We start from the raw sequence: 23,927 nt of genomic DNA, 5'->3' as shown, positions 1-23,927 counted from the left end.
GCTACTGGCGAATAGCCGGAAGCGCAGTATTGAATCGCTCTGTAACAAACGAAAGGCTCGCACAGGCAGGGTATTATGACTTCCCCGCCCAATACGAGCGTCTACGTCAATAGCACTCAATGCGATTGAACCGCCGTGTCGAACGGTATGCACGGTGGTGTGAAAGGTCGGCTACTCAATTAATGGGTAGCCTCCTATCCGATTATAGCGTCGCTACGGTCCATAACAGAAATGGCGCGTGACGGGGGACGATTTTCTCCGACTGCTCTATAGCTAATACCTATTAGCTTAATAGATTCTATATCTTGGTTTATCCTAACCCGGTGTGTTACAACTGAAGAAGAGTATGTTCACGAAAGGGAGCTGGAAGCAATGGCAGAAGTGAAGAAAATCGCAGTAATCGCGGGGGACGGCATCGGACCGGAAGTAGTAGCCGAGGCGGAGAAAGTGCTGAAACGGACGGAGGAGCTGTTCGGATACCGTTTTGAAACAGAGCATGCGCTGTTTGGCGGAATCGCTATCGATGAGAAAGGCACGCCGCTGCCGCAGGAAACGCTGGAGGTCTGCCGAAAAGCCGACGCCGTGCTGCTGGGTGCCGTCGGCGGCCCGAAATGGGACAACAATCCAAAGGAGCTGCGTCCGGAAACCGGGCTGCTCGGCATCCGCAAGGCGCTGGGCCTATTTTCGAATTTGCGTCCGGCGGTAGTATTCGATTGCTTGAAGGACGCTTCGACGCTGAAGCCCGAAGTGCTGGAAGGCACCGATCTGATCGTCGTACGCGAGCTGACGGGCGGCATCTACTTCGGCGAGAAGTACCGGCGCGATACGGAGCATGGCCAGGAGGCGGTCGACACCTGCGCATACAATGTGAGCGAAGTGGAGCGCATCGTCCGCCAGGCGTTCGAAATCGCCGGCAAACGCCGCAGGAAGCTGGCTTCCGTCGATAAAGCCAACGTGTTGGAAACCTCGCGTTTGTGGCGCGAAGTGGTCAACCGCATCGCCCCGGAGTATCCGGACGTGGAGCTTGAGCATGTGCTCGTCGACAACTGCGCCATGCAGCTGCTGCGCCGTCCTTCCAGCTTCGACGTGATCGTGACCGAAAATATGTTTGGCGACATCCTCAGCGACGAAGCGGCGATGTTGACCGGTTCTATCGGCATGTTGTCCTCGGCGTCCCTGGGAGAAGGCAGCTTTGGCCTTTACGAACCCGTGCATGGTTCGGCACCGGACATCGCCGGACAAAACCTGGCGAATCCGATCGCCACGATCTTGTCCGTTGCGCTGATGTTCCGCATGACGTTCGGCTATGCCGACGCCGCCGACGCGATCGAAGCTGCCGTGGCCGAGGTCCTGAACGCCGGGCATCGCACGGGTGACATCGCCGTCGACAAGAGTCAAGCGATCGGCACCAAAGCGATGGGGGATCTGATCGTCGCGGCGTTGAAAAAATAATCGGTGAAAAAGTTCAAAAAAAATCCTTATTTAAAATAATTATAATAAGAAAACTCTTATAATCTTGACTTTGAAAATAGCCGATGATACCATGTGAAATGTAGGTTTTATACCCGCAATATGGTTAAGGAAACAGAAGCACACCCGTGTTTCTTACATATTTTCAAAGGAGGATTTATACAATGGCAGAACGTTTGGTTGGAAGACCCGCTCCTGATTTTGATATGGCAATCGTAACCGGGGACGGCAAAGAATTTGGACGCAAGAAGTTGTCCGATTATCAGGGCAAATGGCTGGTATTTTTCTTCTATCCGCTTGATTTCACTTTCGTATGTCCGACTGAAATTACGGCTTTGAGCGAGGCTTATGCGGCGTTCCGCGATCTGGATTGCGAAATCCTCGGCGTCAGCACCGACTCCGAACACAGCCACAAAGCATGGATCAATACGCCGAAGGACAGCAACGGCCTGGGTCAATTGAACTTCCCGCTCGCTTCCGACATTACGAAAAGCGTAGCTCGCGACTATGGCGTTCTGATCGAAGAAGAAGGCATCGCGCTTCGCGGTTTGTTCATTATCGATCCGGAAGGCGAACTGAAATATCAAGTGGTTAACCACAATGATATCGGCCGCAGCGTAGAAGAAACGCTTCGCGTATTGCAAGCCCTGCAATCCGGCGGGCTTTGCGCCATGAACTGGAAACCGGGCGACAAGAACCTGAACGCCTAGGTTCCCATATTGAAGATGGACCCCCTGTTTGGGCAAACGCGCAAACAGGGGGTTTTTTGCCCATTAGTTTCGCACTATGCCGGGGCTGTTGGCATGTTTGCCAACATTTACAATATCCCCGCAGGAATTTGAAGCAAGCTTCGCGAATAAATTATATGAAATCCCTGCTCGTGAGGAGTCGGGAAGCGCGATGGGACCGAACGCGGGAAAGGGTGAAGGGGAATGAGTTTTTGCTGCGGAGCAAGCATGCTGGGAACGAAGGGGACTTTGAAGCATTATCGTACGCAAGTTCATAATGTTCCCCTGTTATTTTGCCCGGTATGCCATCGGGTCGAGGTTCATTATAAAGTGGAAAACGAATACGAAATCCTGGCGGAGTACGCCCATGGCGACGGCGTTTCGGAAATCGACTTTCAGGATTTCGTCATGGAGGACGATGAGTCCATTTTCGGAAACTGCGTGAACCGGGAGGATGAAGATCCGCTGGTGATCGTTCAAAGCCAAATTGATATCTCTCTGGATCTTCTCTCGGTCGCCAAGCAAATCGGCGACGAAAAATGGGAAGAAGAACTCAAAAAAAGGCTGGCCGTCATGAGCCGGCGCCGATCCAGACTCCAACATAATAACAGTTGAACTCCAAAATAGTCTTCCGGGTGGGAGGCTATTTTGTTTTTTTAGGACTATGGTAGTTATTTTGTGCAGATACAACCTTTTTCGACAGTATCTCTGGTTGACGGTATTTGGAAGACTTTACTATGATTGAAATAGGATGCCTTTGGCTTTGCCATGCATAACATGAGCTCGCATTCGTCCGCGGAGACGGCATAGATAGCTGAGAAAGTTGAGTTAAGCGCATGCCGAGTCAGGGTAAGTTCTTCTCAGGTAGTGATCGTATATTGTCTGTAAGGCAAGTACATCATTTGAGTAAAGGGGGAACCAACTTGTTGAGTGAATTTCAGGAGACACTGCTCCAGTCCGTCAAAGCATATCAATCGACCCAGCTCGTAAAAAACAAGTATGAAAATGTGCTCCAACATCTAGACAGCGGAATCATGCTGTTTGACAGCGATGGGGTTCTAACCTTTATCAATGTACAAATGGCCAAGCTGCTCGAGATGCCACGGCAATCCCTCATCGGATGCAATTTGCTGCAAATGCTTCGTCACCCGCACCTGAGCCAGTTCAAGAAAAGAAAAATTTTGCGTATTTACCGGGAAACGATTTTTCACCGGAAGAAATATCATGAACTGATTGACGAATACGGGCGTCACTGGCTGATCACGGTTACTTACGGCGATCAGATGGATGGCGACTTCTTGCTAAGCGTCAAAGACGTATCCGATTTCAAGCGGATCGAACAAACGGCCTATCAGAACGACAAGTTGGCCATGCTGGGCAAAATATCGGCGGCGATCGCTCATGAAATACGCAACCCGCTTACCGCCATCCGCGGCTTCATCCAGCTCCTCCGTCCGCATCTGGTTCAGTTGGGGAAGGATGAATATGCGCGTATTATCCTGACGGAGATCGACCGGGCCAACGATATTATTCATGAATTTTTGAATTCCTCGAAGCCGTCGGCCCCGCAGAAGTCGACTGTCAACGTCTCCTCGTTGTTGAAAGAAGTCGTGCTGCTAACGGAGAGCGAGGCGTTGATGAGGGGCTGCCAGATGCTGCTGCATGAGCCTGTGGACGAGTTGTTCGTGTCCATCGATGTGAAGCAAATCAAACAAGTGCTGTTGAACATTATTAAAAATGCGCTGGATGCCATTGCCGAGGTTGAAGGGGATCATAAGGGTATGATCGATATCAGTGCCGAAATGGAAGGAAGATCGGTGAACATTTCGATTCAGGATAATGGGGGCGGGATGGACAAAGGCATGCTTAGCCGCCTGTTCGATCCATTTTTTACGACGAAGGAGAAGGGAACCGGACTTGGATTATCGGTGAGCTACCGCATCATCCGGAACCACAGGGGGAATATCTCCGTCGACAGTTTGAAGGGCGCGGGGACCATTTTCGTGATTTCGTTGCCGCTCGTATAGGGACAAGCTTATTACCGATCCGGCGAAGCCGGATCGGCAGAAGGGGACGCCGTTTGGCTGCTGCACGCCGCAGAACAGGATTTCTGCAGCGAGCAGGAAGCGCAGGCGCCCTTTTTGCTTTTTTTGAACCCGCGATACAGCGCAAAGGCGGCATAGGCGAAAATGGCGGTGACGATGAGAATGTCAAACATGGCTATCGGCTCCTTTCCATGATCGTGATCAAGCGAGACCCAACCAGCTGCCCCCCTGATAAATCAGGAAGGATACGACATAAGCGAGCGCCAGGGAGTACCCGATGGAGAATAAGGTCCATTTCCAGGAGGCGGTTTCTTTGCGCAGGACCCCCACCGTGGCCAAACAAGGCGTATACAGCAACACGAAGGCCATAAAGCTGTAGGCTTGCAGAGGCGTGAACGCCATGGAGATTTGTCCCTGCAGGCCGGCCAGATCCGGAACATGATAAATGATATTCATGGTGGAAACGACAACTTCTTTGGCCATAAAGCCGGTGATCAATGCCGCTCCCGATTGCCAAGTGCCAAAGCCGAGCGGCTGCAGAAGGGAAGAGAACAAGCCGCCGATCGCGGCAAGGAAGCTGTCGTCCATGTTCTCGGCCACGCCGCCCGGACCGAGATAGGTGAGCAGCCAGATCAGCACCGAACCGCCAAGGATGAAGGTGCCCGCTTTGCGCAGGAAGCCCTTGCCTTTTTCCCATGTGCTGCGGAACAACGTGACGCTTTGCGGCATCCGGTAAGGCGGCAGTTCGACGATGAAGAAGGAACGTTCGTTTTTGAACAGGTACACGGAAAACACTTTAGCCAGAACCAGCGCCATCGCGATGCCGAGTACATACAACGAAAGGACGACCAACGCCTGCGCCCGGGCGAAAAAGATGCCGGCGAACAAGGCGTATACCGGCAACCGGGCCGAGCAGGACATGAGCGGGATGAGCAGCATCGTCAGCATCCGTTCCTTGGGCTGCTCGATGCTGCGGGAAGCCATAACGGCGGGCACGTTGCAGCCGAAGCCGAGGATAAACGGAATCAGCGCCTTGCCGTTTATACCGACGATCTCCATCAATTTGTCCATCATCACGGTAATCCGCGCCATATAACCCGAATCTTCGATAAAAGAAATGATAAGGAACATGATGAAGATTTGCGGGATGAAGACGAGTACGCCCCCGACTCCGCCGATGATGCCGTCTACGATCAACGCATGGGTGAAACTTGAAGCGCCGGCGGCGTCAAGCAGCCGTTCCGCGCCATCGGTTAACGGTCCGGTGATGAAGCCGTCAAGCACGTCCGAGAGCGGGTTGCCGACCCAATCGAAGGTCAACTGGAAGGTGAGGAACATAAACGCCAAAAACAACGGGATTCCCAAAATCGGATGCGTGACGACCCGGTCGATTTTTTCCGTCATCGAATGGGGTTTTTTCTGCGAGTCATCGACGACTTCGCGGCAAATGTCGCGAATCCGCCCGATGCGGACAGCCCGGATATGCTCCTCGGTAGAAGCGGCGGTTCCGGCAGCCGCCAGCTTCGATTCGGCTTCGGAGCGGATGGAACGCAGCTTCTTTAAATCCGTTTGCGGAGGCAGCGCGCCGATGACCGACGGGTTGCCTTCAAGAAATTGCAGCGCCATCCAGCGGCCGGAAGGCCGGGTGTCCGCCAATCCAATGCTGACTTCCCGGGTTATTTCCCGGATGGCCAGTTCCACGACTTCGCCATAATGGATGGCAAAATGGGGAGCCTCCGCCGCGGGGTCAAGCTGACCGATGGCGCGGAGCATTTCCTTGCTCCCTTTGCCCGTGCGGGCGATCAGCGGCATTACCGGAGTTCCCAGCAGGTCGGCCAGGCGCTCGGGATCGACCGCGAGTCCGCTGGCCCTGGCCACGTCCATCATATTCAGCCCGATGATGACCGGCTTGCCGTACTCCAGCAGTTGCAGCGTCAAGTAGAGATTGCGTTCCAGATTGGAAGCATCGACGATATTGACCAGCAGCGACGGAGCTTCCTTCGCCAGGAATTCCGCGGCGACCCCTTCATCCCGCGACAAGGGATGAAGGGTATATATGCCGGGGAGATCGGTGAGCTGTCCGGTTTTGTTGCGGAGCTGCCCGATTTTCTTCTCCACGGTCACGCCGGACCAGTTGCCTACGTATTCGTAAGAGCTGGTCAGGGTGTTGAACAGGGAGGTTTTCCCGGTGTTGGGATTTCCGATGAGCGCAGCATTGTTCATGAGACGGCCACCTCGATATGCGCGGCTTCCTTCTGCCGGATTCCCAGCAGCTGGCCGCCGCATTCCAGCGTAACCGGACCGCCCCAAAGGCAGTATCTTTTGACGGTGATCGAAGTTCCCTCAAGAATCCCGAGGTCGGCGAGCCGCCGTTTCAGGATCGGGTCCATGTTCCCGATTTGGGTGATCGAGCATTCGGTTCCCGGTTTTAAGCCCAGCAAGCAGCAGCGGCATGATGTCATGTTGCTCACTCCTTTTAAATGGAAGGTTTGATTGCGATATATATTTGCCGTGAACAAGCCTAGATGAACGTCATGAAGCAAAAGCAAGTTCCTGTTGCCAAAGATATTGAGAATCAATCTCAATTAGATTCAAATGTAATATATCATGCCATTTCGTCCCATACTGTGAATTAAGTCATATGAAACATCGAACTTTACTTTTTTATCCGGCATCAAGTAAGATGAATAGTAAAACCATGACGGAGAGGAATATGCGAGTTATGAAGGCCAACCCATGCAAAATTGTCGATTGCACCATACGTGACGGCGGATTAGTAAATAACTGGGATTTCAGCGTTGAATTTGTCCAAAAATTGTACGCCGGCTTAAATGAGGCGGGCGTCGATTATATGGAAATCGGATATAAAAATTCGCCCAAGCTGCTGAAAGGTGCCGATCAGGCCGGGCCGTGGCGTTTTCTGAACGATGATTTTCTGCGGAAAGTGATTCCTCAGAAAGGCAATACCAAACTGTCGGCATTAGTCGATATCGGACGGGTCGACGAAAACGATATCCTGCCGCGCAGCGAAAGCCTTCTGGACCTGATTCGCGTCGCTTGCTACATTAAAGACGTGGACAAGGCCTTGCAACTGGTGCAGCTGTTCCATGACCGCGGATATGAAACGACGCTGAACATTATGGCACTGTCGAATGTAATGGAGAACGAACTGCTGGAAGCTTTCGAAATGATCAAGGAGAGCGTCGTGGACGTCGTTTATATCGTCGATTCGTACGGCAGCCTTGATTATAAAGACATGGAGTATCTGGTGAACAAATTTAAAACCCATTTGCCAAACAAACGGCTGGGCGTACATACCCACAACAATATGCAGCTCGCCTTCTCCAACACGCTGGTTGCGGCCGAGAACGGCGTAGAGCTGCTGGATGCTTCCGTCTACGGGATGGGACGCGCGGCGGGCAACTGCCCGACCGAACTGCTTGTGACGCATTTGAAAAATACGAGCTATAAGCTGCGCCCGGTTTTGGAAGTATTGGAGGAGCTGTTGATTCCCCTGCGCGAGAAGGAAGAGTGGGGTTATTTGATCCCATACATGATTACGGGGACCTTGGACGAGCATCCGCGTTCCGCCATGGCGCTGCGGGCTTCGGCGGACAAGGACAAGTCCGTTGATTTCTACGACAAGCTGACGACTCCGGAAGTGAGTTTCGAGAAAAAATAGGATGCGGCTGTAAATGCGCAAAAGCCCGGCGGCTCGTGAACCGCCGGGCTTTTGCGTTCTTTTTTTTCGTTCGCGGATGTTGCCAGCTGACTCGACAAATTTGAGGAAAAGGCAGGAAAAGAGCAGAAAATGTTGAATTAGTAGTTTCAAGTGCAGATCACTGAACTTACCTCCGGAGGTTGATGGCATTGAGGATTAGGGCAGAGGAAAAAACGACAATCATCCAAGGGGTAATCGGGTTGGCGGCGATGTTCGGAATCATCCGATTATCTGCCATGACGGCGTTGCAGCCGGGGACGGGCTTCAGCTTCACCATGCAGGCGCTGCATCTCCTGGCCGGGTTGACGTGCCTGGCCGTATCGTTTGCCATCTTTGCGCAAGGATGGATTCTGTTTATCGACAAATTATCCAAACAGCGGCTTTACACGGCCGTGTTGTTTTCCATGATCGGGATTTTGGACATGCTGTATGCCTCCTCGTACGGCGGAATTACGCTGCTCTGGTTTGAACCGAGCAAGGGCCTGGCCGCCTGGTTTTTGACGATTTCGCATACGCTGGGGGCCTTCGGGATGCTGAAAATCTTCGGATCCGAGGACAAACTGGTGTCACGCCGCCAAAAAATGGCATTATTGACGGGATCCGCGCTGTTGACTTCTGCAGGCTTGCTGCTGTTGAATCGTTACCAGGAAAGCCTGTCGCCGACGCATGCGGCTTCCGGCTTCGAACCAGCGCGGATGGTCGTGATGATCGGTATTTCGCTGTTGTATTTGCTGGCCATCGCCGCGATCTTGTTTCGGCACCGGACGGAGCGTCCGCCAGCGATCATGACGGTGACCCGGGCGTTGTTGTTTATGGCGATGGGGCATCTGCTGCTGACCATCCCGCTGACGGATCCCTATGGTTTGGCGCAAGCAGCCGGTCAATGGTACATGGGGATTTCCTATTATATTGTATTAAAAGGCGTATACCGGCTTACGATCGAAGAGCCGCTGCGCGGCCAGAAATTGGCTGAAGCCCAAATGAAGCATATGGCGTACCATGACGATTTGACGGGGCTGCCGAATTTAAGGCAGATGAAGGAGCAACTCGCCGAATTCCTGACGTTCTCGCGGACTCCCACCGGCGTGGCGGTGATCAATATCGACCGGTTCAAAGCCATTAACGACTCCCTGGGCTACAGCGCCGGGGACAAGCTGCTGACGGAGCTGGGAGATCGGCTATCCAAGCTGGGCCAACTTCAAGAGCGGGTATATCGGATGGGCGAGGACGAGTTTGCGGTGATTTTTCCGGGATTGCCGGATGTGGCAGCCGTCGAGGAGCGGGCCAAAAGTCTGCTGTCTTCCGTGGACCCGGCCGTCCTGATCGACGATACGGAATACCACATTTCGCTCAGCATGGGCTTGTCCGTGTACCCGGAGGACGGCGATTCGGTGGATCAAATGATCCAGTATGCGGATATGGCGGTCCATCTCGCCAAAGAGCATGGAGTGGACTTCATGCGTTACAACGCGTCGATGAAGCAGCGCACCCAAGCCAGGGTGGAACTGGAGAATGATATGCGCAAGGCGCTTGACCGTGAGGAGTTTTTCCTTGAGTTTCAACCGCAGATCAGCCTGGGTACAGGGAAAATGGTCGGCATGGAGGCGCTCGTCCGCTGGAATCACCCGAAGCGGGGACTGTTGCCGCCAAGCGAATTCATTCCGCTGGCCGAGGACAGCGGTTTGATTGTCCCTTTAGGGGAATGGGTGCTGAAAACGGCGTGCCAGCATAATAAAAAATGGCAGCTTGCCGGCTTTGAACCGGTCTGCGTTTCGGTCAACCTGTCGATGCGCCAGTTCAGGCAGTACAACCTTGCCGAACGGGTAGACGCGATTTTGCGCGAGGTCGGGCTGGACCCCGGCTATCTGGAGCTTGAAGTCACCGAAAGCATGACCTACGACATCGAGACGGCGCTGGATCAACTCCATCGGTTGAAGCGGTTGGGGATACATATCAGCATTGACGATTTCGGGACGGGCTACAGCTCGCTCTATTATTTAAAAAGCCTGCCGATCGACCGTCTGAAGATCGACCGGGCCTTCGTCAAGGAGGTCATGTGCGACGGTAACGATGCTGCGATCGTCTCCACGATCACCACGATGGCCCACCACCTGAAGCTGAAGGTGACGGCCGAAGGCGTGGAGAACGTCGAGCAGCTCGAGTTCCTGAAGCTGCAGCAGTGCCACGAAGGGCAAGGATATCTGTTTAGCAAGCCGGTGCCGGCCGGCGTGCTGGAAAGCGAGTTCCTTAGCCGGTTAGCCGGCTAAGGGATTATGCAAAAATTGCTATTGCATCTCCTCTCGAAAAATGATATATTATATTTTGTCTTCGCAAAAAGACGATTTTTGTGAGACATCGGGACGTAGCTCAGCTTGGTAGAGCACCTGGTTTGGGACCAGGGGGTCGCATGTTCGAATCGTGTCGTCCCGACCATTAAGTTTTGCGGGTGTAGTTCAATGGTAGAACTCCAGCCTTCCAAGCTGGTAGCGTGGGTTCGATTCCCATCACCCGCTTACGGATACAAACATGTAAAACCCTTGGTGAACCAAGGGTTTTTTTTGTTGTTTAATGTTCGGCCGGGATCATCGTGCGGCAGGAACCGATAAGTCGAAAAGGACTAAAAGGGGCATTTTAAAAATAAATGATTTAAATTTAAGTATTTGTGATTTAAATCACATATAATGTGAAAAAGATCACATATAATAAAGACATCAAAGATGATCATCCTTCAAAAAACCAAAACGAACGATAAACCAAAGGAGTGGGTATCATGTTTAACAATTTCCTGAGAACAAACAAAGCGGCCATGTGGCTCCTAACCGTCATTCGCGTCTACCTCGGCTACCAATGGATCGAAGCCGGCTACCATAAAATCACCGGCGGCTTCGATGCCGCAGGCTTCCTGAACGGAGCGATCGCGAACAGCGCCGGCGACCATCCGGCCGTGCAAGGCTGGTGGGCGGCATTCCTGCAGCACTTCGCGCTCCCTAACGTCGACCTCTTCAACGTCCTTGTACCGTACGGCGAATTCCTGGTCGGCCTGGGGCTGATCCTTGGTACCTTCACCACCTTTGCCGCTCTGATGGGCCTGGTGATGAACGCCGCGTTCCTCTTCTCGGGCACGGTAAGCACGAACGCGCAAATGCTGATCCTTGAAGTGCTGGTGGTCGTCGCCGCCGCGAACGCCGGCAAAATCGGCCTCGACTACTACGTGCTTCCTTACCTCCGTAAGCTGTTCCACAAAAAAGCGGATGCCGGAACGCCGACGCCGAAACAGCCGCTTAACGTCAAACACACGGCTTAACAACTTATGATAAGGGAAGAGGATCCTCGCGACGAGGGTCCTCTTTTTAATGTGACATTGTTTTGTCCCATTTCTACGATATACTGAAAGGCAAAAGGAGGGGTTATCGTGCAGATGAACCGGCTGTTTGAAATCGTCTATCTCCTGATGCAGCGCAAAACGATGACCGCCGCCGAGCTGGCCGAACGTTTCGAAGTATCCACGCGCACGATTTACCGCGATATCGATACCTTAAGCGGTGCGGGCATCCCCGTTTATTCCAGCAAAGGGAAAGGCGGCGGGATCGGCTTGCTGCCCGATTTCGTGCTGAACAAATCGCTGTTATCGGAAGTAGAACAAAACGAAATCCTGTTCGGCCTGCAAAGCCTGGAGGCGACCAATGCCCTGCAAACGAGTCAGGTACTGGCCAAACTGAGCGCCTCGTTCAAGAAGGACGAGGTGAACTGGATCGATGTCGACTTCTCGGGATGGAACAGCGGAGAGGCGGAGAGAACCAAGTTCGGCTTGTTGAAAACCGCTATTTTGGAGAGACGGGTCGCGACATTTACCTACTACAGCTCTTATGGCAAAAAAAGCAGCCGGCGTGTTGAGCCCTTGAAGCTGCAGTTCAAAAACCGGGCCTGGTATTTGCAGTGCTTCTGCCTGCATAGCGAGCAGCTCCGCACGTTCAAGATCAGCCGGATCGAGGATCTGGAGGTGACGGCGGCGTTTTTTGAACGACGGGATATCCCGGTGCCTGTTCTGGAGGATGTCGGGCAAGCGGAGCATTTCCAATACGTCGACCTTGAACTGGAATTTACGCCGCGGATGGCCTTCCGGATCTATGACGAGTTTGACCGGTCCCAAGTGCAGCTCAATAAGGACGGGAGTTACCGGGTGTTCGTGAGCTTTCCTGAGGACGGCTGGGTTTACGGGTATTTGCTGTCTTTCGGCGAAGACGTAAGGGTCGTTTCTCCGCCGCATATCCAAAGTATTTTACAGCAAAAAGCCCAAAAAATTGCCGAATTGTATAAAGGCCTTTCTTAATATGACATACAGTTGTCAACTTCTTAAGTTACGATGAAATCATTAGAAGAAAGGAGTGTTATCGATGGAAATGACGAATGCGGAACAAACGTTTTGCCAAAGCTGCGGCATGCCACTGGCGAACGAAGAGGTGCTGGGCACGGAGCGGGACGGAGAGAAGAACCGGGAGTACTGCATTTACTGCTACGAGCATGGCCGCTTCACGAGCGACGTGACGATGGAGGAAATGATCGAGCAATGCCTCGAATACGGCGGCGATTCCGGCATGTTTGCGGATAAGGCCAAGGCCAAGGCAACGATGCAGGCCTGGTTTCCAACGCTGAAGCGCTGGAAGCGGGACTAATATGGAGGGGCGCCGTCCGTTTATCCGTCTTCGAGGAAGGACTATGCGTACATATGCTGCACGTTGGACCGTACGCTACGGAACCGGCTTCGATCGCCCGAATGGCTTCGTTTCTTGAAGCGAACGGGTTGACCGAGGATTTCGATTCCTTGCGTAAGCATCACGAAATCTATCTGTCGGACCCGCGTAAAACCGTGCCGGAGAACATGAAGACGGTGTTGCGCCATCCGGTAAGGCGGGCGTGACGTCGATTTAGGCCGGGCGGGAGGGGCCGGGCCGGCGAGGCTGCGGGAACCGGGTGAAGGCGATTCTCCGCGCCGTCTAGTCTGCTTTAGCCGAATGAATCGCCTTCACCCGGCCCACCTGGCCGTCCTGTAACCGAACCTTGATGCCATGAGGATGGGTAGCGGAGTTGGTCAGGATATCCTTGACCACGCCGCGGGTCAGCTTGCCGGTGGGCTGGTCTTTTTTTAGCACGATGTCCACGGTTAGGCCGGGAGCGATGTTTTTACGTTCGTTGCCGTTCATATCGATGTCTCTCCTTAGGTTTGAATAGCCTGGCACGATTAAAGATACCATATTTGCATGTCGGCTTGCCAACGGCCGCCGCTTTATCATATAATAGCAGTTAAAGTCGAAGGTCATGCTCCGGCATGGGCCGCGACGAAGCAGATTGTCCATGAACGAAATGCGACGATGGAGAAGAGTAAGCAGAAGCCTCCTTACAGGGAAGGGACGCCGCAGATTGAGAGCGTCTCCAGGGAACCGGTCCTGCCGAAGTTCGCTCCGGAGCAGTTCCTTGAACCGCCGTCAGGCGGCGGATCCTATTGGTCCGCAAGCCGGCCGGGGCAGTAGGGGATACCGGTTACGAGCCGTTATCTCGTGAAAGTGAGAGCAGCGCATGCCGCGCCGGCATTTCGTCCGGCTTTGGTTCATGGCGCTCTAACAAGGGTGGTACCACGGTCTTTTCGTCCCTTACGGGAGAAAAGGCCTTTTTATTTTGCCTTAAGAGGCTGTTCAAAAAGTCATCTTTTCATCACGAAGTAGGTCAAGAAGCGGTTTCGACGTCGAATCTTGAATTCAGCCGGGCCTTCCGTTGCTCACGTACCTCTATGTACGCTCCGCTACTCAGTCCCTAGCTTCATCCAACCTTCTCGGTACTGAAAACCTGACTTTTTGAACTGGCGCTTGTGGCTCGGAACGGTTTTGTAAGAAACCGAATCGAGAAGCAGCGCTCATAACATTTTATAGGAGGAGCTATTCATGAAAGAACGTCTGGAAGCACTCAAAGCCGAAGCGCTCGAGGAGCTTGGCAAAACGGCGGATGCCGTGCATTTGAACGACCTTCGGGTCAAATATTTGGGCAAAAAGGGCGCGTTGACGGAAATTCTGCGCGGCATGGGGACATTAAGCGCGGAGGAGCGTCCGGTCATCGGTCAGGCGGGCAACGAAGTGAGAGCCGCAATCGAAGCCGTGATCGAGGAGAAGCAAGCCTATTTCCAGCGTCTTGAAACCGAGTCGCGGCTGGCGGCCGAGCAAGTGGACGTGACGCTGCCGGGGCGTCCGCTGAAGCAGGGGAGCATCCATCCGCTGAATCAGGTGATCCAGGAGATCGAGGATATTTTCATCGGCATGGGCTACCGCATTGCGGAAGGGCCTGAGGTCGAGACCGACTATTACAATTTCGAAGCTTTGAATTTGCCGAAAAACCACCCCGCCCGCGATATGCAGGACTCTTTTTACCTGACGGAGGATCTGTTGATGCGGACGCAAACCTCGCCGGTGCAAGTGCGTACGATGGAAGCGATGCAGGGAGAGGTGCCGGTCAAGGTCATTTGTCCGGGGCGCGTGTTCCGGCGCGATGACGACGATGCGACCCACTCGTTCCAGTTCCACCAAATCGAAGGGCTTGTGGTCGGCAAAAGAATCCGCATGAGCGACCTGAAAGGCACGCTGCTGGAATTCACCCGCAAAATGTTCGGGGCGAACACGCAAATCCGGCTGCGCCCGAGCTTCTTCCCGTTCACCGAGCCAAGCGTAGAGGTCGACGTAACGTGCATGAAGTGCGGCGGCCAAGGCTGCCGGGTGTGCAAACAGTCCGGCTGGCTGGAGATTCTCGGCAGCGGGATGGTGCATCCGCGCGTGCTGGAGATGAGCGGCTACGCTCCCGAGGAATACAGCGGCTTCGCGTTCGGCATGGGCGTGGAGCGGATCGCGATGCTGAAATACGGGGTCGACGATATCCGTTATTTCTACAACAACGATCTGCGTTTCCTGCAGCAATTTGCCAGAGTTTAATTTTCGGAAGAGGGAAGGGAACTTACATGAAAGTATCAACCGAATGGTTGTCCGACTATATTTCGCTGGAAGAGGTCGATATCGAGAAGCTGGCGGAGCAAATTACCCGTTCCGGCATCGAGATCGATTCGGTCGAAAACCGCAACCAAGGCGTCACGGACGTCGTGGTCGGCTTCGTGAAAAGCAAAGAGAAACATCCCGACGCGGATAAGCTGAACGTCTGCATCGTCGACGCGGGCGGGGAAGAGGAGCTGCAAATCGTCTGCGGCGCCAAAAACGTGGCCGCCGGCCAGAAGGTTCCGGTCGCGCTCGTCGGCGCCAAGCTGCCGGGCGGGCTGGAAATCAAGAAAGCCAAGCTGCGCGGCGCCCTGTCGCAGGGGATGATCTGCTCGGCCAAGGAGCTCGGCATGAACGACAAGCTCCTGCCGAAGGAGCAGCAGGAAGGGATCCTCGTATTGCCCGAGGATGCGGTGATCGGTACGCCCATTACAGGGGTGCTTGGGCTGGACGATAAGGTGCTGGATTTTGACCTGACGCCGAACCGTTCCGATTGCCTGAGCATGCTTGGGGCGGCTTACGAGGTTGGAGCGATTCTGGGGCGGGACGTGAACCTGCCGCAGCCTGATCAAGAGCTGCACGAATCGAATCAGCCCGCCGGGGAGCGGATCAAGGTCAAGATCGACGCTCCCGAGCTGTGCAGCCGTTATGCGGTGCGCTACATCTCCGGCGTAAAGATCGGCCCCTCGCCGCTATGGATGCAAAACCGCCTGATCGCCGCCGGCATTCGCCCGATCAGCAACATCGTCGACATCACCAACTACGTGATGCTCGAGTACGGCCAGCCGCTGCACGCCTTCGACGCGGATAAAATCGCCGGCGGCGCGATCGGGGTTCGCCGGGCGAAAGCCGGGGAGAAGCTGGTTACGCTGGACGGCCAGGAGCGCGAGCTGGAAGAAGGTGCCCTGCTGATCGTGGATGGGGGCGACCAGCCGGTCGGATTGGCCGGCGTGATGGGCGGACTCGAATCGGAGGTGACGGACCAAACCGTCAACATCGTGCTCGAGTCGGCGAAGTTCGACGGGGGGACTGTCCGCAAAACGTCGCGGACGCTGGGGCTTCGCTCGGAAGCCTCGCAGCGGTTTGAGAAAGAGGTCGATCCGGCGGCCGTGATCCCGGCCTTGAACCGGGCAGCCGCCTTGATGGCGGCCCATGCCGGCGGCAGCGTGAGCCAAGGCATCGTGCAAATCGTAAACCGCGAGCCGGAAGAGCGGGTGATTTCGCTGTCCCTGCGGAAGCTGAACGATTACCTGGGCACGGACATCTCCACGCTGGAAGCCAGAACGATCCTGAATCGCCTTCACTTCGAGAGCGCAGGCTCCGAAGACGTCCTGGAAGTACGCATTCCGACGCGGCGCGGCGATATTACCCGCGACGTGGATTTGATCGAAGAGGTAGCGCGTCTCTACGGCTATGATCATATCCCCACAACGATGATCGAGGGACAAACGACGGCCGGAGGTTATACGAAGCCGCAAGCGCTGCGCCGTTCCATGCGGGGCATGCTGGTGCATGGCGGCTGGCAGGAAGTTATGGGCTACTCCTTCATTCGCGAGGGAGCGGGCGGAAACTTCCCTCGTCTCGGCGAAGAAGACAAGGAGATCCGTCTGGCCATGCCGATGAGCGAAGACCGCAGCGTCCTGCGCTCCAGCCTGTTGCCCGGATTGATCGATATCGCCGTATACAACCGCAACCGCAAGCAGGATAATCTGGCTTTGTTCGAAATCGGCAGCGTCTTTCTAACGGGAGAAGCAAAGTTGACCGTGCAGCCGCGAGAGCTTCCGGTGTTAGGGTTGCTGCTCGCCGGCGAACGGGCGGAGAAGCGGTGGAACGCGCCGGCTGAGAAGATCGACTTCTTCGATCTCAAGGGCGCGCTCGAAAGCGTGTTTGCTTACCTGGGGCTTGGCGAGCGGATCAGCTATGAAGCGGACCGGCCGAAGGGCTTCCATCCGGGACGTTCGGCTTCGGTTTATCTGACCGGATCGGCAGGCAAGGAGCGAATCGGTTCCCTGGGGCAACTCCATCCGGAGCTGCAGCGCGAAATGGATCTGGACGATACGTATGCGGCCGAGCTGCTGCTGGAGCCGTTGTACCGATATGCCGGGGAAACCGTGGCATACCGGGAGCTTCCGCGATATCCGGCAATGCAGCGCGACATTGCCGTCGTCGTCGGGGCCGAGGTCGAAGCGGGCGCTCTGATTGCCTCCATCCGCGAAACGGCGGGCGAGCTGCTGGAAGCGGTGCAGGTGTTTGATGTATTTACCGGCTCCAAGCTGGGAGAAGGCAAGAAAAGCGTCGCCTTGTCCCTCGTCTATCGCCATAAAGAACGGACCCTGACGGATGAAGAGGTGGCTGCGGTCCACGATCAAGTGGTTGCCCGGCTGTCGCAATCTTTTGCGGCCGAGCTTAGAAAATAGCAGGAATTGGACGAAGTCACATCGAATCATTGTATGATAACCGATTCGATGTGACTTTCGTGTAATTATCAGACACCCAGAGACGAACACAGGACCGAAGGAGGCACAAAGCTTTGAGTAACCCAGGCCGGATTAGCGTTAATGTGGAAATTTACGGAACTTCCTATAAAATCGTCGGCAGCAGCGCGGAATACATGAAGCAGGTTGCGCGTCGAGTGGATGAACATATGCGCAGCATCTCCCAAATGTACGCCCATCTGGATACACCGCGTTTGGCCGTGCTGGCGGCGGTGCGTATGGCTGAAGAAGCGATCAAAGCGGAGCAACTGCAGAACGAGCTGCAAAATGCCAAGCAGGAGAAAGCCGTACTCGTTCAGGAAAATTCGGTTCTGCAAGGCCTTCACGCCAAGCAGGAGAATATGTACAAAGCGCTTCAGGAAGAACTGCAGCCGTTGAAGAACGAGAAGAAGCAGTTGACCGAACAGATAGAGAAGCTTGAGGTTTCCCTGCAGGGTCAGGACGGGGAAGCCCGCAAGCTGAGAAGCCGGCTGCAGGAGCAGGAACGTCAGCTGACGGAGCAGCGCGGCAGCAACTCGCAGTTGCAGGCCAAGCTGCGCCAGGCGGAGCAGCAAGCCGCCAAGGAGAAAGAAGAAGGCGTCAAGCTGCAGAAACGGCTGCTTGAATTGGAGCAGCGGGAGCAAGCCGCCAAAGAGGCCGAGCAGCGGGCGTTAAGCAGCAGCGCCAAGCTGGAAGAGCAGGCGAAGAAGCTGCAGGATACGGCGCTGGCCTCGGAGGCTGAGGCGAAGAAGCTTCAGCGGCAGCTGCAGGAAGCCAAGGACCGCGAGGATAAGCTTCGTTCCGAAATGACGGCCGCGATCCAGAACGAGAAGTCGTGGCAGAAGCTGGCCGAGCGGCGCAACGAAGAATTAAGCAAGCTGGAAATCAGCGTGCTGGAGGCCGAGGGGCGCGGCGAACAACTGGCGGAACAACTCCAGGCCGGGAGCAAGGAATTGCAAGAGGCCAAGCACCTGTTGAAGGCCGAGCAGGATAAGGCGAATGCCTTGGCGGCGGAGCTGGAATCGCTTCGCTACAAGCTCGACCAGGCGGCACGCGAACGGGAGAACGCGGTGCTGTCGGCGAAATCGGCCGGAGAAGAGCAGCGCAGGCTGAAGGAAGAGCTGAATGCCGCCCAAGGCCGTTTGCAGGAGGTGGATGACAACCTGCAAGAGGCTGCGGCCTTGAAGGAAGAGCTCGAGCGCTACCGGAGATCCGCCGAGGAGCGGGAGCAGGAATGGCGCAAGCAATGGGCGTCGGCGGAGCGGGAGTTAAACTCGTGGCGCGAGAAGGAAGCCGAGCTGCAGCGGCAGCTCGATGAATGGCAGCAGGAAAGCGCGGCCGGCAGCGAACGCGCCCTGTCTTTATCCAGCGATTATGAAACGCTGGAAGAAGAAAAGCGTCGGCTGGCGGAGCAGCTCCAGCAAATTACGGACAGCTACGAAATCGTCTCGCACGAGTATCGGCTGCTTCAGCTCGAGCGGGAGACCGAACGGGAGAACATTTCCAAACAGGAAGAGGAATACCGACGCCTGCGCGACGATTATGCGAAGCTGCAGACGGAATTCAATGAGTGGATCGAACTGATCGAACAGGATCGGAGCTAGCCGTATATTACAACAAAGAGCCCCGGCTGCATGGCCGCGGGCTCTTTGTTCCTGCTTATTCGACGATGATTTTGGAGATCATGGCGCTGTGGCCGGTGCCGCACATGACCGAACACGACATCTCATATTCGCCGGCTTCGGTCGGAACGATCACTGCGGAGTCGTGTTTGCGGTCCAACTGCAGCTTCAAGCCGGGAACGAGCACGCCGTGGTTGCCGGCGGCGTTTTTAAAGGTGATTTTGACGGGAACGTCTTTTTTTAAGCGGTATTCCGTTTGATCAAACTCGTAATCGGTCGCTTCGATGACCAGTTCGGCTTCGGGCTTAACATCGCTTTCAGCAGAGCCGGCCGTTTCTGCGGCATTTCCACTGCTGCAAGCGGTAACAAGCAATAACAAAACCGAGCTTGCGACGATAGCTATGCTTTTCTTCACAATTATCCCTCGCGATACAGTGTATTTGTGACAATTTTAAGAATATCATACCGTATTTTGCGAGGGATGAGACGTTCCAGGTTTGACTAATTCTTGAACTTCTGCGAGAGGCTCCATTTTGGCCCTAAAGACAAGAGGTCGCCCAACCGCAGCGATCGCTGCGGAAGGACAACCTCTTAGCCTGAAGTCCGGCCATCAACGGGTGGCTTTGTCTTTGCCTGCGTCAAACGGCGTGGCTACAGGGATGAACAGGTCGATGATCCCGATCACCAGAGCGGCAAGCAAGGCGCCGATGATGGAGACGGATACGCCGGCAATAATGAACTGGGCGAGCCAGATCACAAGCGCACTCGTTAGAAAACCGACGATCCCGCGTCCGAAAGGGGTAACCCTTTTCCCGAAAATGCCCTCGATCGCCCAACCTAACAGAGCGATGACCAAAGCCAGCAACAGGGCGCTGCCGAAACCGCCAATGCTGAATTGCGGAACAAGCCATCCCACAACGAGCAGAACCAAGGCGGAGACGATGAATCGTACGACGTGTCCCAGAAAATGCATGGTACATAGCCTCCTTTTAGTAGTAAGTACGTTTGGCTATACGTAATTATCATGTTCCGCGGGAGTCATTCTTATGTGCCCGGCGGGGCAAATGGCGAAAAATGAATCGTTTCGTTATAATGGGATCATAGCCCGAGGGGAGTTGTGAACGTTCTTGGACGAGAAAATTTTAAAAACAATGGAGTACCGAAAAATTATAGATCAACTGGCTCATTATTCCCAAACGCCGATGGGGAAAAGCGTGGCAGAAGCGCTGCAGCCCAGCAGCGAACTGGAAGACGTCAAACGGCGGCTGCAGGCGACGGATGAATCGTTCAAAGTGGATCGGCTTAAGGGGGCGCCCGGATTCGGCGGGATCGTGGACATGACGCCGGCCGCGAAGCGCGCGCGCATCGGCGGGACGCTCAACCCGCACGAGCTGCTGGGCGTGGCGACCACGCTGGAAGCTGCCCGCCGGATCAAGAGATATCTCGCTTCGACCCATGAGGAACATGAAGTCCCGTTGCTGTTTACGTTAAGCGACGGGCTTAGCGAGCAGAAGCCGCTGGAGGACGCGATCAAACGCTGCATCGACGATAGCAGCGAGGTGCTGGATTCGGCCAGCGCGGAGCTGGCGCAAATCCGCCGGGAGCTGCGGGGCGGCGAGGTCCGAATCCGCGAGAAGCTGGACGCGATGATCCGCTCGTCTTCGGTGTCGAAGATGCTGCAGGACCAATTGATCACGATCCGCGGCGATCGCTTCGTCATCCCCGTCAAAGCGGAATACCGCTCGCACTTCGGCGGCATCGTGCACGATCAGTCCGGATCGGGGGCTACGCTGTTCATCGAGCCGGAATCCATCGTGGCAATGAATAACAAGCTGCGGGAAACGCGGTTGCGCGAAGAGCGCGAAATCGAGGTCATTTTGCAGAAATTGACCTCCCTGGTAGGCGAACAAGCCGAATTGCTGCTGTACGACGGCGACGTGCTCGGCCAGCTCGATTTTATTTTCGCCAAGGCCCGGTTGGCCCGGGAACTGAAAGGGACGTTGCCGCGCATGAACGACCGGGGGTTCCTGAAGCTGAAGAAGGGACGCCACCCGCTCATTTCGCCCGATCAGGTCGTCCCGATCGACGTGGAACTGGGCAACCAATATACGACGATCATCGTGACCGGTCCGAACACCGGCGGGAAAACCGTTACGCTCAAAACGATCGGCCTGCTCAGCCTGATGGCGATGTCCGGGCTGTTCGTTCCGGCAGAGGACGGCAGCCAGCTCTGCGTGTTCGACGCGATTTATGCGGATATCGGCGACGAGCAAAGCATCGAGCAAAGCCTTAGTACGTTTTCCAGCCATATGACGAATATTATTTCCATTCTGTCCAGAATGACGCCCAAAAGCTTGGTCCTGCTGGATGAGCTTGGCGCGGGCACGGATCCTGCCGAAGGCTCGGCCCTGGCCGTGGCGATTTTGGAGCATATCCACGCCATGGGCAGCCGGATGGTGGCGACGACCCACTTTAGCGAGCTCAAGGCGTATGCCTACGAACGGAAAGGCGTCATCAACGCCAGCATGGAGTTCGATGTGAATACGTTAAGTCCGACCTATCGTCTGTTGGTAGGCGTACCGGGACGCAGCAACGCGTTTGCCATCGCCGAGCGGCTGGGATTGCCGGAGCAGATCCTGGAATATGCCCGCGGCGAGGTCACCGAAGAGGACATGCGGGTAGAGAACATGATCGCCTCGCTGGAGCAAAACCGCCTTGGCGCGGAGCAGGAGCGGGAAACCGCCGAGAAGCTGCGGCGCGAGCTGGAGGCATTGCGTGGCCGTCATGAGGCCGAGTTGGAGAAACTGGAGCAGCAGCGGGACAAACGCCTTGAGAAGGCGGAGGCGGAGGCGTCCGCGATCATCGCCAAGGCTCGTCAGGAGGCCGAGAAGATCATCGAGGATTTGCGCCGGCTGGCCCAGGAGGAAGGAGCGGCGGTCAAAGAGCACAAGTTGATCGCCGCCCGCAAACAGCTGGACGATGCCTTGCCGCAGGGCCGGAAGAAGTCCGGGGCGGTCCGCAAAGCCGCCAAACCACCGCGGCAAATCGAATCTGGCGACGAAGTGATGGTGTACAGCCTGAATCAGAAAGGCCACGTCGTCGAGCTTTCCGGAAGCAAGGAAGCGATCGTTCAGCTTGGCATCATGAAAATGAAGGTCAGCCTGGACGATATGGAGCTGATCGCCGCAACTCCGGCAAGCAAGCCGGTACAACGCACGGCTACGAACGTCAAGCGTACGCGGGACGATAACGTCCGCAGCGAACTTGATCTCCGTGGCGCCAACCTTGAGGAGGCGCTGATCGAGGTCGACCGGTTCATCGACGAAGCTTATCTCGGCAATCTCGGACAAATTTACATCATCCACGGCAAGGGGACAGGGATCCTGCGCACGGGGATTTCGGACTATTTGCGGAAGCACAAGCATATCAAAAGCTACCGCCTTGGCAACTACGGGGAAGGCGGAACCGGGGTTACGGTAGCCGAACTGAAATAAGGCCGGAATTTGAAGGGACGGAGAGGAGAGGGCGCAATTGAAGGAAAGCATTGATCCGCTGCTGGAGCAGCCTTTCGGATTGATGGTCGGTTATTTCTCGGTCGCGGTGTTGGAGTTGATCGTGTTTCTTTCCTGCTTTGAGCTGTTCACGAAATACCGTTGTTGGCAAGAGATCAAACGAGGGAATATGGCGGCTTCGCTGGCGACCGGAGGGAAAATATTCGGGCTGGCCCATATCATTCGGTACGCCGCGGCTCATCCGTCCATATACGACTTTATGATCTGGTCCGCAGTGGGTGCCCTGCTGCTGTTCGCAGCCTATCTGTTATTCGAATTTCTGACGCCGGTGTTCCGCATCGATCAAGAAATCGCCGCCGGGAACACCAGCGTGGGCTTTATATCCATGGCAGTTTCGGTTGCGGTGTCCTTTTTGATAGGTGCATGTATAGGTTAGGCTGGTTTAGGGGGAGTAAACGAACATGAAAAAACTGATCAGAGTGTTGTTCGTAGCCGCCGTTCTGTTTATGGCCGCAGGCATTATTTACTTAAGTTATCAGTGAGACTCGAGAGAGCTTATGGAACGCTTAATTTGGCAACGAAAGGACGAATAGGAATGGAAACGACGATCTGCCCATGGTGCCAGACGGAAATCGTGTGGGACGAAGAATTGGGGCCGGAGGAAGAATGCCCCTATTGCCACAACGAGCTTAAAGGTTATCGTACGATGACCATCAACCTCGGGCATGAGGAGGATCTGGAAGAAGAGAACGATGATCATCCTTTTAACGATCGCAAGTCGCTTCATCCTCATGATCTTGAGGATGCCGAAGAGGATGGCGATCTCTACTGGGGGGAGGAGGAGGAAGGCCCTGCCCATTTGGGGGCCGTGCGCCGGGTTGAAGCGTTTACGGCTGCGGGCGGCGATCTGCTGGCCTACGAAACGGGCGTGGAAATGCTGCTGGACGTTCAGGAGGAAGTGCCGGAATGTCCGCATTGCCGGGAGTACATGATTTATGCCGGTAAGCAAACGATGGCGGCGGCGGGAAGTTTCGACGCGGTGGTGCCGGAAGGACTGGATCGCCCGCTGCTGCCGGACTCCGTCAAGCTAAACGTATACGTATGCTCCGCTTGCTTCCATGTAAGCCGTTTTCTTGGAGAAGAGGACCGCATTTCCCTGATCCGTTCCATTAGCGGCGAAGACGACGCGAACTGAATAGGTTGGAATGCTTTTGAGCTAAGCCCTGTCCTCGGTGGACAGGGCTATTTTCATCGAACCGGTTCGATGGGGGGCCGTTGGCTGTAAATGTTGCTCATGGTTCAGCCGTTTTTGGGTATCTTACAGGGG

Annotated in this window: 23 protein-coding genes and 2 tRNA genes; 19 read left to right on the top strand and 6 right to left on the bottom strand. The window is 55.1% G+C overall.

Features of this window, described 5'->3' with window-relative positions:
* Nucleotides 1-372: 372 nt before the first annotated feature.
* The 4 genes from leuB (at nucleotide 373) to ACQ4N8_RS17070 (ending at nucleotide 4,225) form a co-directional block, all read left to right on the top strand.
* Nucleotides 373-1,452: a 3-isopropylmalate dehydrogenase gene (leuB, locus tag ACQ4N8_RS17085; protein ID WP_430705556.1), complete on the top strand. Its 1,080-nt coding sequence runs from the start codon at nucleotides 373-375 to the stop codon at nucleotides 1,450-1,452.
* A 182-nt stretch (nucleotides 1,453-1,634) separates the two neighbouring features.
* Nucleotides 1,635-2,180: a peroxiredoxin gene (locus ACQ4N8_RS17080; RefSeq protein WP_430705555.1), complete on the top strand. Its 546-nt coding sequence runs from the start codon at nucleotides 1,635-1,637 to the stop codon at nucleotides 2,178-2,180.
* 222 nt (nucleotides 2,181-2,402) lie between these two features.
* Nucleotides 2,403-2,813: a hypothetical protein gene (locus ACQ4N8_RS17075; RefSeq protein ID WP_430705554.1), complete on the top strand. Its 411-nt coding sequence runs from the start codon at nucleotides 2,403-2,405 to the stop codon at nucleotides 2,811-2,813.
* A gap of 308 nt (nucleotides 2,814-3,121) precedes the next feature.
* The gene (locus tag ACQ4N8_RS17070; RefSeq protein ID WP_430705553.1) at nucleotides 3,122-4,225 is read left to right on the top strand and encodes an ATP-binding protein; all 1,104 of its coding nucleotides are present in this window, start codon (nucleotides 3,122-3,124) and stop codon (nucleotides 4,223-4,225) included.
* 11 nt (nucleotides 4,226-4,236) lie between these two features.
* On the opposite strand, the gene ACQ4N8_RS17065 is transcribed toward ACQ4N8_RS17070, so the two are convergent.
* The 3 genes from ACQ4N8_RS17065 to ACQ4N8_RS17055 are packed head-to-tail and all read right to left on the bottom strand — an operon-like array spanning nucleotide 4,237 to nucleotide 6,705.
* A complete protein-coding gene (locus ACQ4N8_RS17065) occupies nucleotides 4,237-4,416 on the bottom strand; it encodes a FeoB-associated Cys-rich membrane protein (RefSeq protein ID WP_430705552.1) in 180 nt (59 codons plus the stop codon).
* A 28-nt stretch (nucleotides 4,417-4,444) separates the two neighbouring features.
* The gene (gene feoB, locus ACQ4N8_RS17060) at nucleotides 4,445-6,466 is read right to left on the bottom strand and encodes a ferrous iron transport protein B (protein WP_430705551.1); all 2,022 of its coding nucleotides are present in this window, start codon (nucleotides 6,464-6,466) and stop codon (nucleotides 4,445-4,447) included.
* The gene (locus tag ACQ4N8_RS17055) at nucleotides 6,463-6,705 is read right to left on the bottom strand and encodes a FeoA family protein (RefSeq protein ID WP_430705550.1); all 243 of its coding nucleotides are present in this window, start codon (nucleotides 6,703-6,705) and stop codon (nucleotides 6,463-6,465) included. Before ACQ4N8_RS17055 ends, feoB begins: the two co-directional genes overlap by 4 nt.
* Nucleotides 6,706-6,965: 260 nt before the next feature.
* Between ACQ4N8_RS17055 and ACQ4N8_RS17050 the strand changes: the two genes are divergently transcribed.
* The 8 genes from ACQ4N8_RS17050 to ACQ4N8_RS17015 all read left to right on the top strand — a co-directional run bounded on the left by ACQ4N8_RS17050 (nucleotide 6,966) and on the right by ACQ4N8_RS17015 (nucleotide 12,882).
* Complete coding sequence (locus ACQ4N8_RS17050) at nucleotides 6,966-7,925, top strand: aldolase catalytic domain-containing protein (protein ID WP_430705549.1); 960 nt, start codon at nucleotides 6,966-6,968, stop codon at nucleotides 7,923-7,925.
* Nucleotides 7,926-8,113: 188 nt separating this feature from the next.
* Nucleotides 8,114-10,231, top strand: coding sequence for a putative bifunctional diguanylate cyclase/phosphodiesterase (locus ACQ4N8_RS17045; RefSeq protein WP_430705548.1), 2,118 nt, complete (start codon nucleotides 8,114-8,116; stop codon nucleotides 10,229-10,231).
* An 89-nt stretch (nucleotides 10,232-10,320) separates the two neighbouring features.
* Nucleotides 10,321-10,397: transfer RNA gene (locus tag ACQ4N8_RS17040), tRNA-Pro, on the top strand.
* 9 nt (nucleotides 10,398-10,406) lie between these two features.
* Nucleotides 10,407-10,477: transfer RNA gene (locus tag ACQ4N8_RS17035), tRNA-Gly, on the top strand.
* Between the two features lie 257 nt (nucleotides 10,478-10,734).
* Nucleotides 10,735-11,268, top strand: coding sequence for a DoxX family protein (locus ACQ4N8_RS17030; protein WP_430705547.1), 534 nt, complete (start codon nucleotides 10,735-10,737; stop codon nucleotides 11,266-11,268).
* Between the two features lie 114 nt (nucleotides 11,269-11,382).
* Nucleotides 11,383-12,294 (top strand): helix-turn-helix transcriptional regulator, encoded by a 912-nt coding sequence (locus tag ACQ4N8_RS17025; RefSeq protein ID WP_430705559.1) that lies wholly within the window; start codon nucleotides 11,383-11,385, stop codon nucleotides 12,292-12,294.
* Between the two features lie 64 nt (nucleotides 12,295-12,358).
* Nucleotides 12,359-12,637, top strand: coding sequence for a zinc ribbon domain-containing protein (locus ACQ4N8_RS17020; protein ID WP_430705546.1), 279 nt, complete (start codon nucleotides 12,359-12,361; stop codon nucleotides 12,635-12,637).
* On the top strand, nucleotides 12,601-12,882 hold the full coding sequence (locus ACQ4N8_RS17015; RefSeq protein ID WP_430705558.1) for a GyrI-like domain-containing protein: 282 nt from the start codon (nucleotides 12,601-12,603) through the stop codon (nucleotides 12,880-12,882). Before ACQ4N8_RS17020 ends, ACQ4N8_RS17015 begins: the two co-directional genes overlap by 37 nt.
* Before the next feature lie 76 nt (nucleotides 12,883-12,958).
* Here ACQ4N8_RS17015 and ACQ4N8_RS17010 read toward each other — a convergent pair whose 3' ends face one another.
* Entirely contained in the window at nucleotides 12,959-13,165 is a 207-nt protein-coding gene (locus ACQ4N8_RS17010) for a YwbE family protein (protein WP_430705545.1), read from the bottom strand.
* A 168-nt stretch (nucleotides 13,166-13,333) separates the two neighbouring features.
* Between ACQ4N8_RS17010 and ACQ4N8_RS17005 the strand changes: the two genes are divergently transcribed.
* The 4 genes from ACQ4N8_RS17005 to ACQ4N8_RS16990 all read left to right on the top strand — a co-directional run bounded on the left by ACQ4N8_RS17005 (nucleotide 13,334) and on the right by ACQ4N8_RS16990 (nucleotide 19,070).
* Nucleotides 13,334-13,492 carry a hypothetical protein gene (locus ACQ4N8_RS17005; protein ID WP_430705544.1) on the top strand — a complete coding sequence of 53 codons (159 nt, stop codon included), beginning with the start codon at nucleotides 13,334-13,336 and terminating at the stop codon, nucleotides 13,490-13,492.
* Nucleotides 13,493-13,900: 408 nt separating this feature from the next.
* Nucleotides 13,901-14,935: a phenylalanine--tRNA ligase subunit alpha gene (gene pheS / locus ACQ4N8_RS17000; protein ID WP_430705543.1), complete on the top strand. Its 1,035-nt coding sequence runs from the start codon at nucleotides 13,901-13,903 to the stop codon at nucleotides 14,933-14,935.
* A 26-nt stretch (nucleotides 14,936-14,961) separates the two neighbouring features.
* Nucleotides 14,962-17,409, top strand: coding sequence for a phenylalanine--tRNA ligase subunit beta (gene pheT, locus ACQ4N8_RS16995; RefSeq protein ID WP_430705542.1), 2,448 nt, complete (start codon nucleotides 14,962-14,964; stop codon nucleotides 17,407-17,409).
* Nucleotides 17,410-17,522: 113 nt separating this feature from the next.
* Nucleotides 17,523-19,070, top strand: a complete 1,548-nt coding sequence (locus tag ACQ4N8_RS16990) for a cell division protein ZapA (RefSeq protein WP_430705541.1) — start codon at nucleotides 17,523-17,525, stop codon at nucleotides 19,068-19,070.
* A 55-nt stretch (nucleotides 19,071-19,125) separates the two neighbouring features.
* Here ACQ4N8_RS16990 and ACQ4N8_RS16985 read toward each other — a convergent pair whose 3' ends face one another.
* Together ACQ4N8_RS16985 and ACQ4N8_RS16980 are read right to left on the bottom strand one after the other, a co-directional pair.
* Nucleotides 19,126-19,503 carry a cytochrome C oxidase subunit II gene (locus ACQ4N8_RS16985; RefSeq protein ID WP_430705540.1) on the bottom strand — a complete coding sequence of 126 codons (378 nt, stop codon included), beginning with the start codon at nucleotides 19,501-19,503 and terminating at the stop codon, nucleotides 19,126-19,128.
* A gap of 195 nt (nucleotides 19,504-19,698) precedes the next feature.
* The gene (locus ACQ4N8_RS16980; protein ID WP_430705539.1) at nucleotides 19,699-20,061 is read right to left on the bottom strand and encodes a phage holin family protein; all 363 of its coding nucleotides are present in this window, start codon (nucleotides 20,059-20,061) and stop codon (nucleotides 19,699-19,701) included.
* A 154-nt stretch (nucleotides 20,062-20,215) separates the two neighbouring features.
* On the opposite strand from ACQ4N8_RS16980, the gene ACQ4N8_RS16975 reads away from it, so the two are divergent.
* From ACQ4N8_RS16975 to ACQ4N8_RS16965, 3 genes are all read left to right on the top strand, one after another.
* Entirely contained in the window at nucleotides 20,216-22,582 is a 2,367-nt protein-coding gene (locus ACQ4N8_RS16975; protein WP_430705538.1) for an endonuclease MutS2, read from the top strand.
* Between the two features lie 37 nt (nucleotides 22,583-22,619).
* Complete coding sequence (locus ACQ4N8_RS16970; protein WP_430705537.1) at nucleotides 22,620-23,036, top strand: DUF350 domain-containing protein; 417 nt, start codon at nucleotides 22,620-22,622, stop codon at nucleotides 23,034-23,036.
* 159 nt (nucleotides 23,037-23,195) lie between these two features.
* The gene (locus ACQ4N8_RS16965; protein WP_430705536.1) at nucleotides 23,196-23,795 is read left to right on the top strand and encodes a hypothetical protein; all 600 of its coding nucleotides are present in this window, start codon (nucleotides 23,196-23,198) and stop codon (nucleotides 23,793-23,795) included.
* Nucleotides 23,796-23,927 lie beyond the last annotated feature (132 nt).

This window comes from Paenibacillus macerans (assembly GCF_050565405.1).
In the GTDB taxonomy this organism is placed as follows: domain Bacteria; phylum Bacillota; class Bacilli; order Paenibacillales; family Paenibacillaceae; genus Fontibacillus; species Fontibacillus macerans_B.
The sequence above is the reverse complement of the archived record's forward strand: the minus strand, read 5'-3'. Positions and strand labels throughout refer to the sequence as shown.

What these genes read in the sequence shown, in the direction of transcription:
- ACQ4N8_RS17010 (WP_430705545.1), bottom strand. Translation starts at nt 13,165, where the DNA reads ATGAACGGCAACGAACGTAAAAACATCGCTCCCGGCCTAACCGTGGAC.
- ACQ4N8_RS17050 (WP_430705549.1), top strand. Translation starts at nt 6,966, where the DNA reads ATGAAGGCCAACCCATGCAAAATTGTCGATTGCACCATACGTGACGGC.
- pheS (WP_430705543.1), top strand. Translation starts at nt 13,901, where the DNA reads ATGAAAGAACGTCTGGAAGCACTCAAAGCCGAAGCGCTCGAGGAGCTT.
- ACQ4N8_RS17025 (WP_430705559.1), top strand. Translation starts at nt 11,383, where the DNA reads ATGAACCGGCTGTTTGAAATCGTCTATCTCCTGATGCAGCGCAAAACG.
- ACQ4N8_RS17030 (WP_430705547.1), top strand. Translation starts at nt 10,735, where the DNA reads ATGTTTAACAATTTCCTGAGAACAAACAAAGCGGCCATGTGGCTCCTA.
- ACQ4N8_RS17055 (WP_430705550.1), bottom strand. Translation starts at nt 6,705, where the DNA reads ATGACATCATGCCGCTGCTGCTTGCTGGGCTTAAAACCGGGAACCGAA.
- leuB (WP_430705556.1), top strand. Translation starts at nt 373, where the DNA reads ATGGCAGAAGTGAAGAAAATCGCAGTAATCGCGGGGGACGGCATCGGA.
- ACQ4N8_RS17065 (WP_430705552.1), bottom strand. Translation starts at nt 4,416, where the DNA reads ATGTTTGACATTCTCATCGTCACCGCCATTTTCGCCTATGCCGCCTTT.
- ACQ4N8_RS17005 (WP_430705544.1), top strand. Translation starts at nt 13,334, where the DNA reads ATGGAGAAGAGTAAGCAGAAGCCTCCTTACAGGGAAGGGACGCCGCAG.
- ACQ4N8_RS17020 (WP_430705546.1), top strand. Translation starts at nt 12,359, where the DNA reads ATGGAAATGACGAATGCGGAACAAACGTTTTGCCAAAGCTGCGGCATG.
- ACQ4N8_RS16965 (WP_430705536.1), top strand. Translation starts at nt 23,196, where the DNA reads ATGGAAACGACGATCTGCCCATGGTGCCAGACGGAAATCGTGTGGGAC.
- pheT (WP_430705542.1), top strand. Translation starts at nt 14,962, where the DNA reads ATGAAAGTATCAACCGAATGGTTGTCCGACTATATTTCGCTGGAAGAG.
- ACQ4N8_RS16980 (WP_430705539.1), bottom strand. Translation starts at nt 20,061, where the DNA reads ATGCATTTTCTGGGACACGTCGTACGATTCATCGTCTCCGCCTTGGTT.
- ACQ4N8_RS17080 (WP_430705555.1), top strand. Translation starts at nt 1,635, where the DNA reads ATGGCAGAACGTTTGGTTGGAAGACCCGCTCCTGATTTTGATATGGCA.
- ACQ4N8_RS17075 (WP_430705554.1), top strand. Translation starts at nt 2,403, where the DNA reads ATGAGTTTTTGCTGCGGAGCAAGCATGCTGGGAACGAAGGGGACTTTG.
- feoB (WP_430705551.1), bottom strand. Translation starts at nt 6,466, where the DNA reads ATGAACAATGCTGCGCTCATCGGAAATCCCAACACCGGGAAAACCTCC.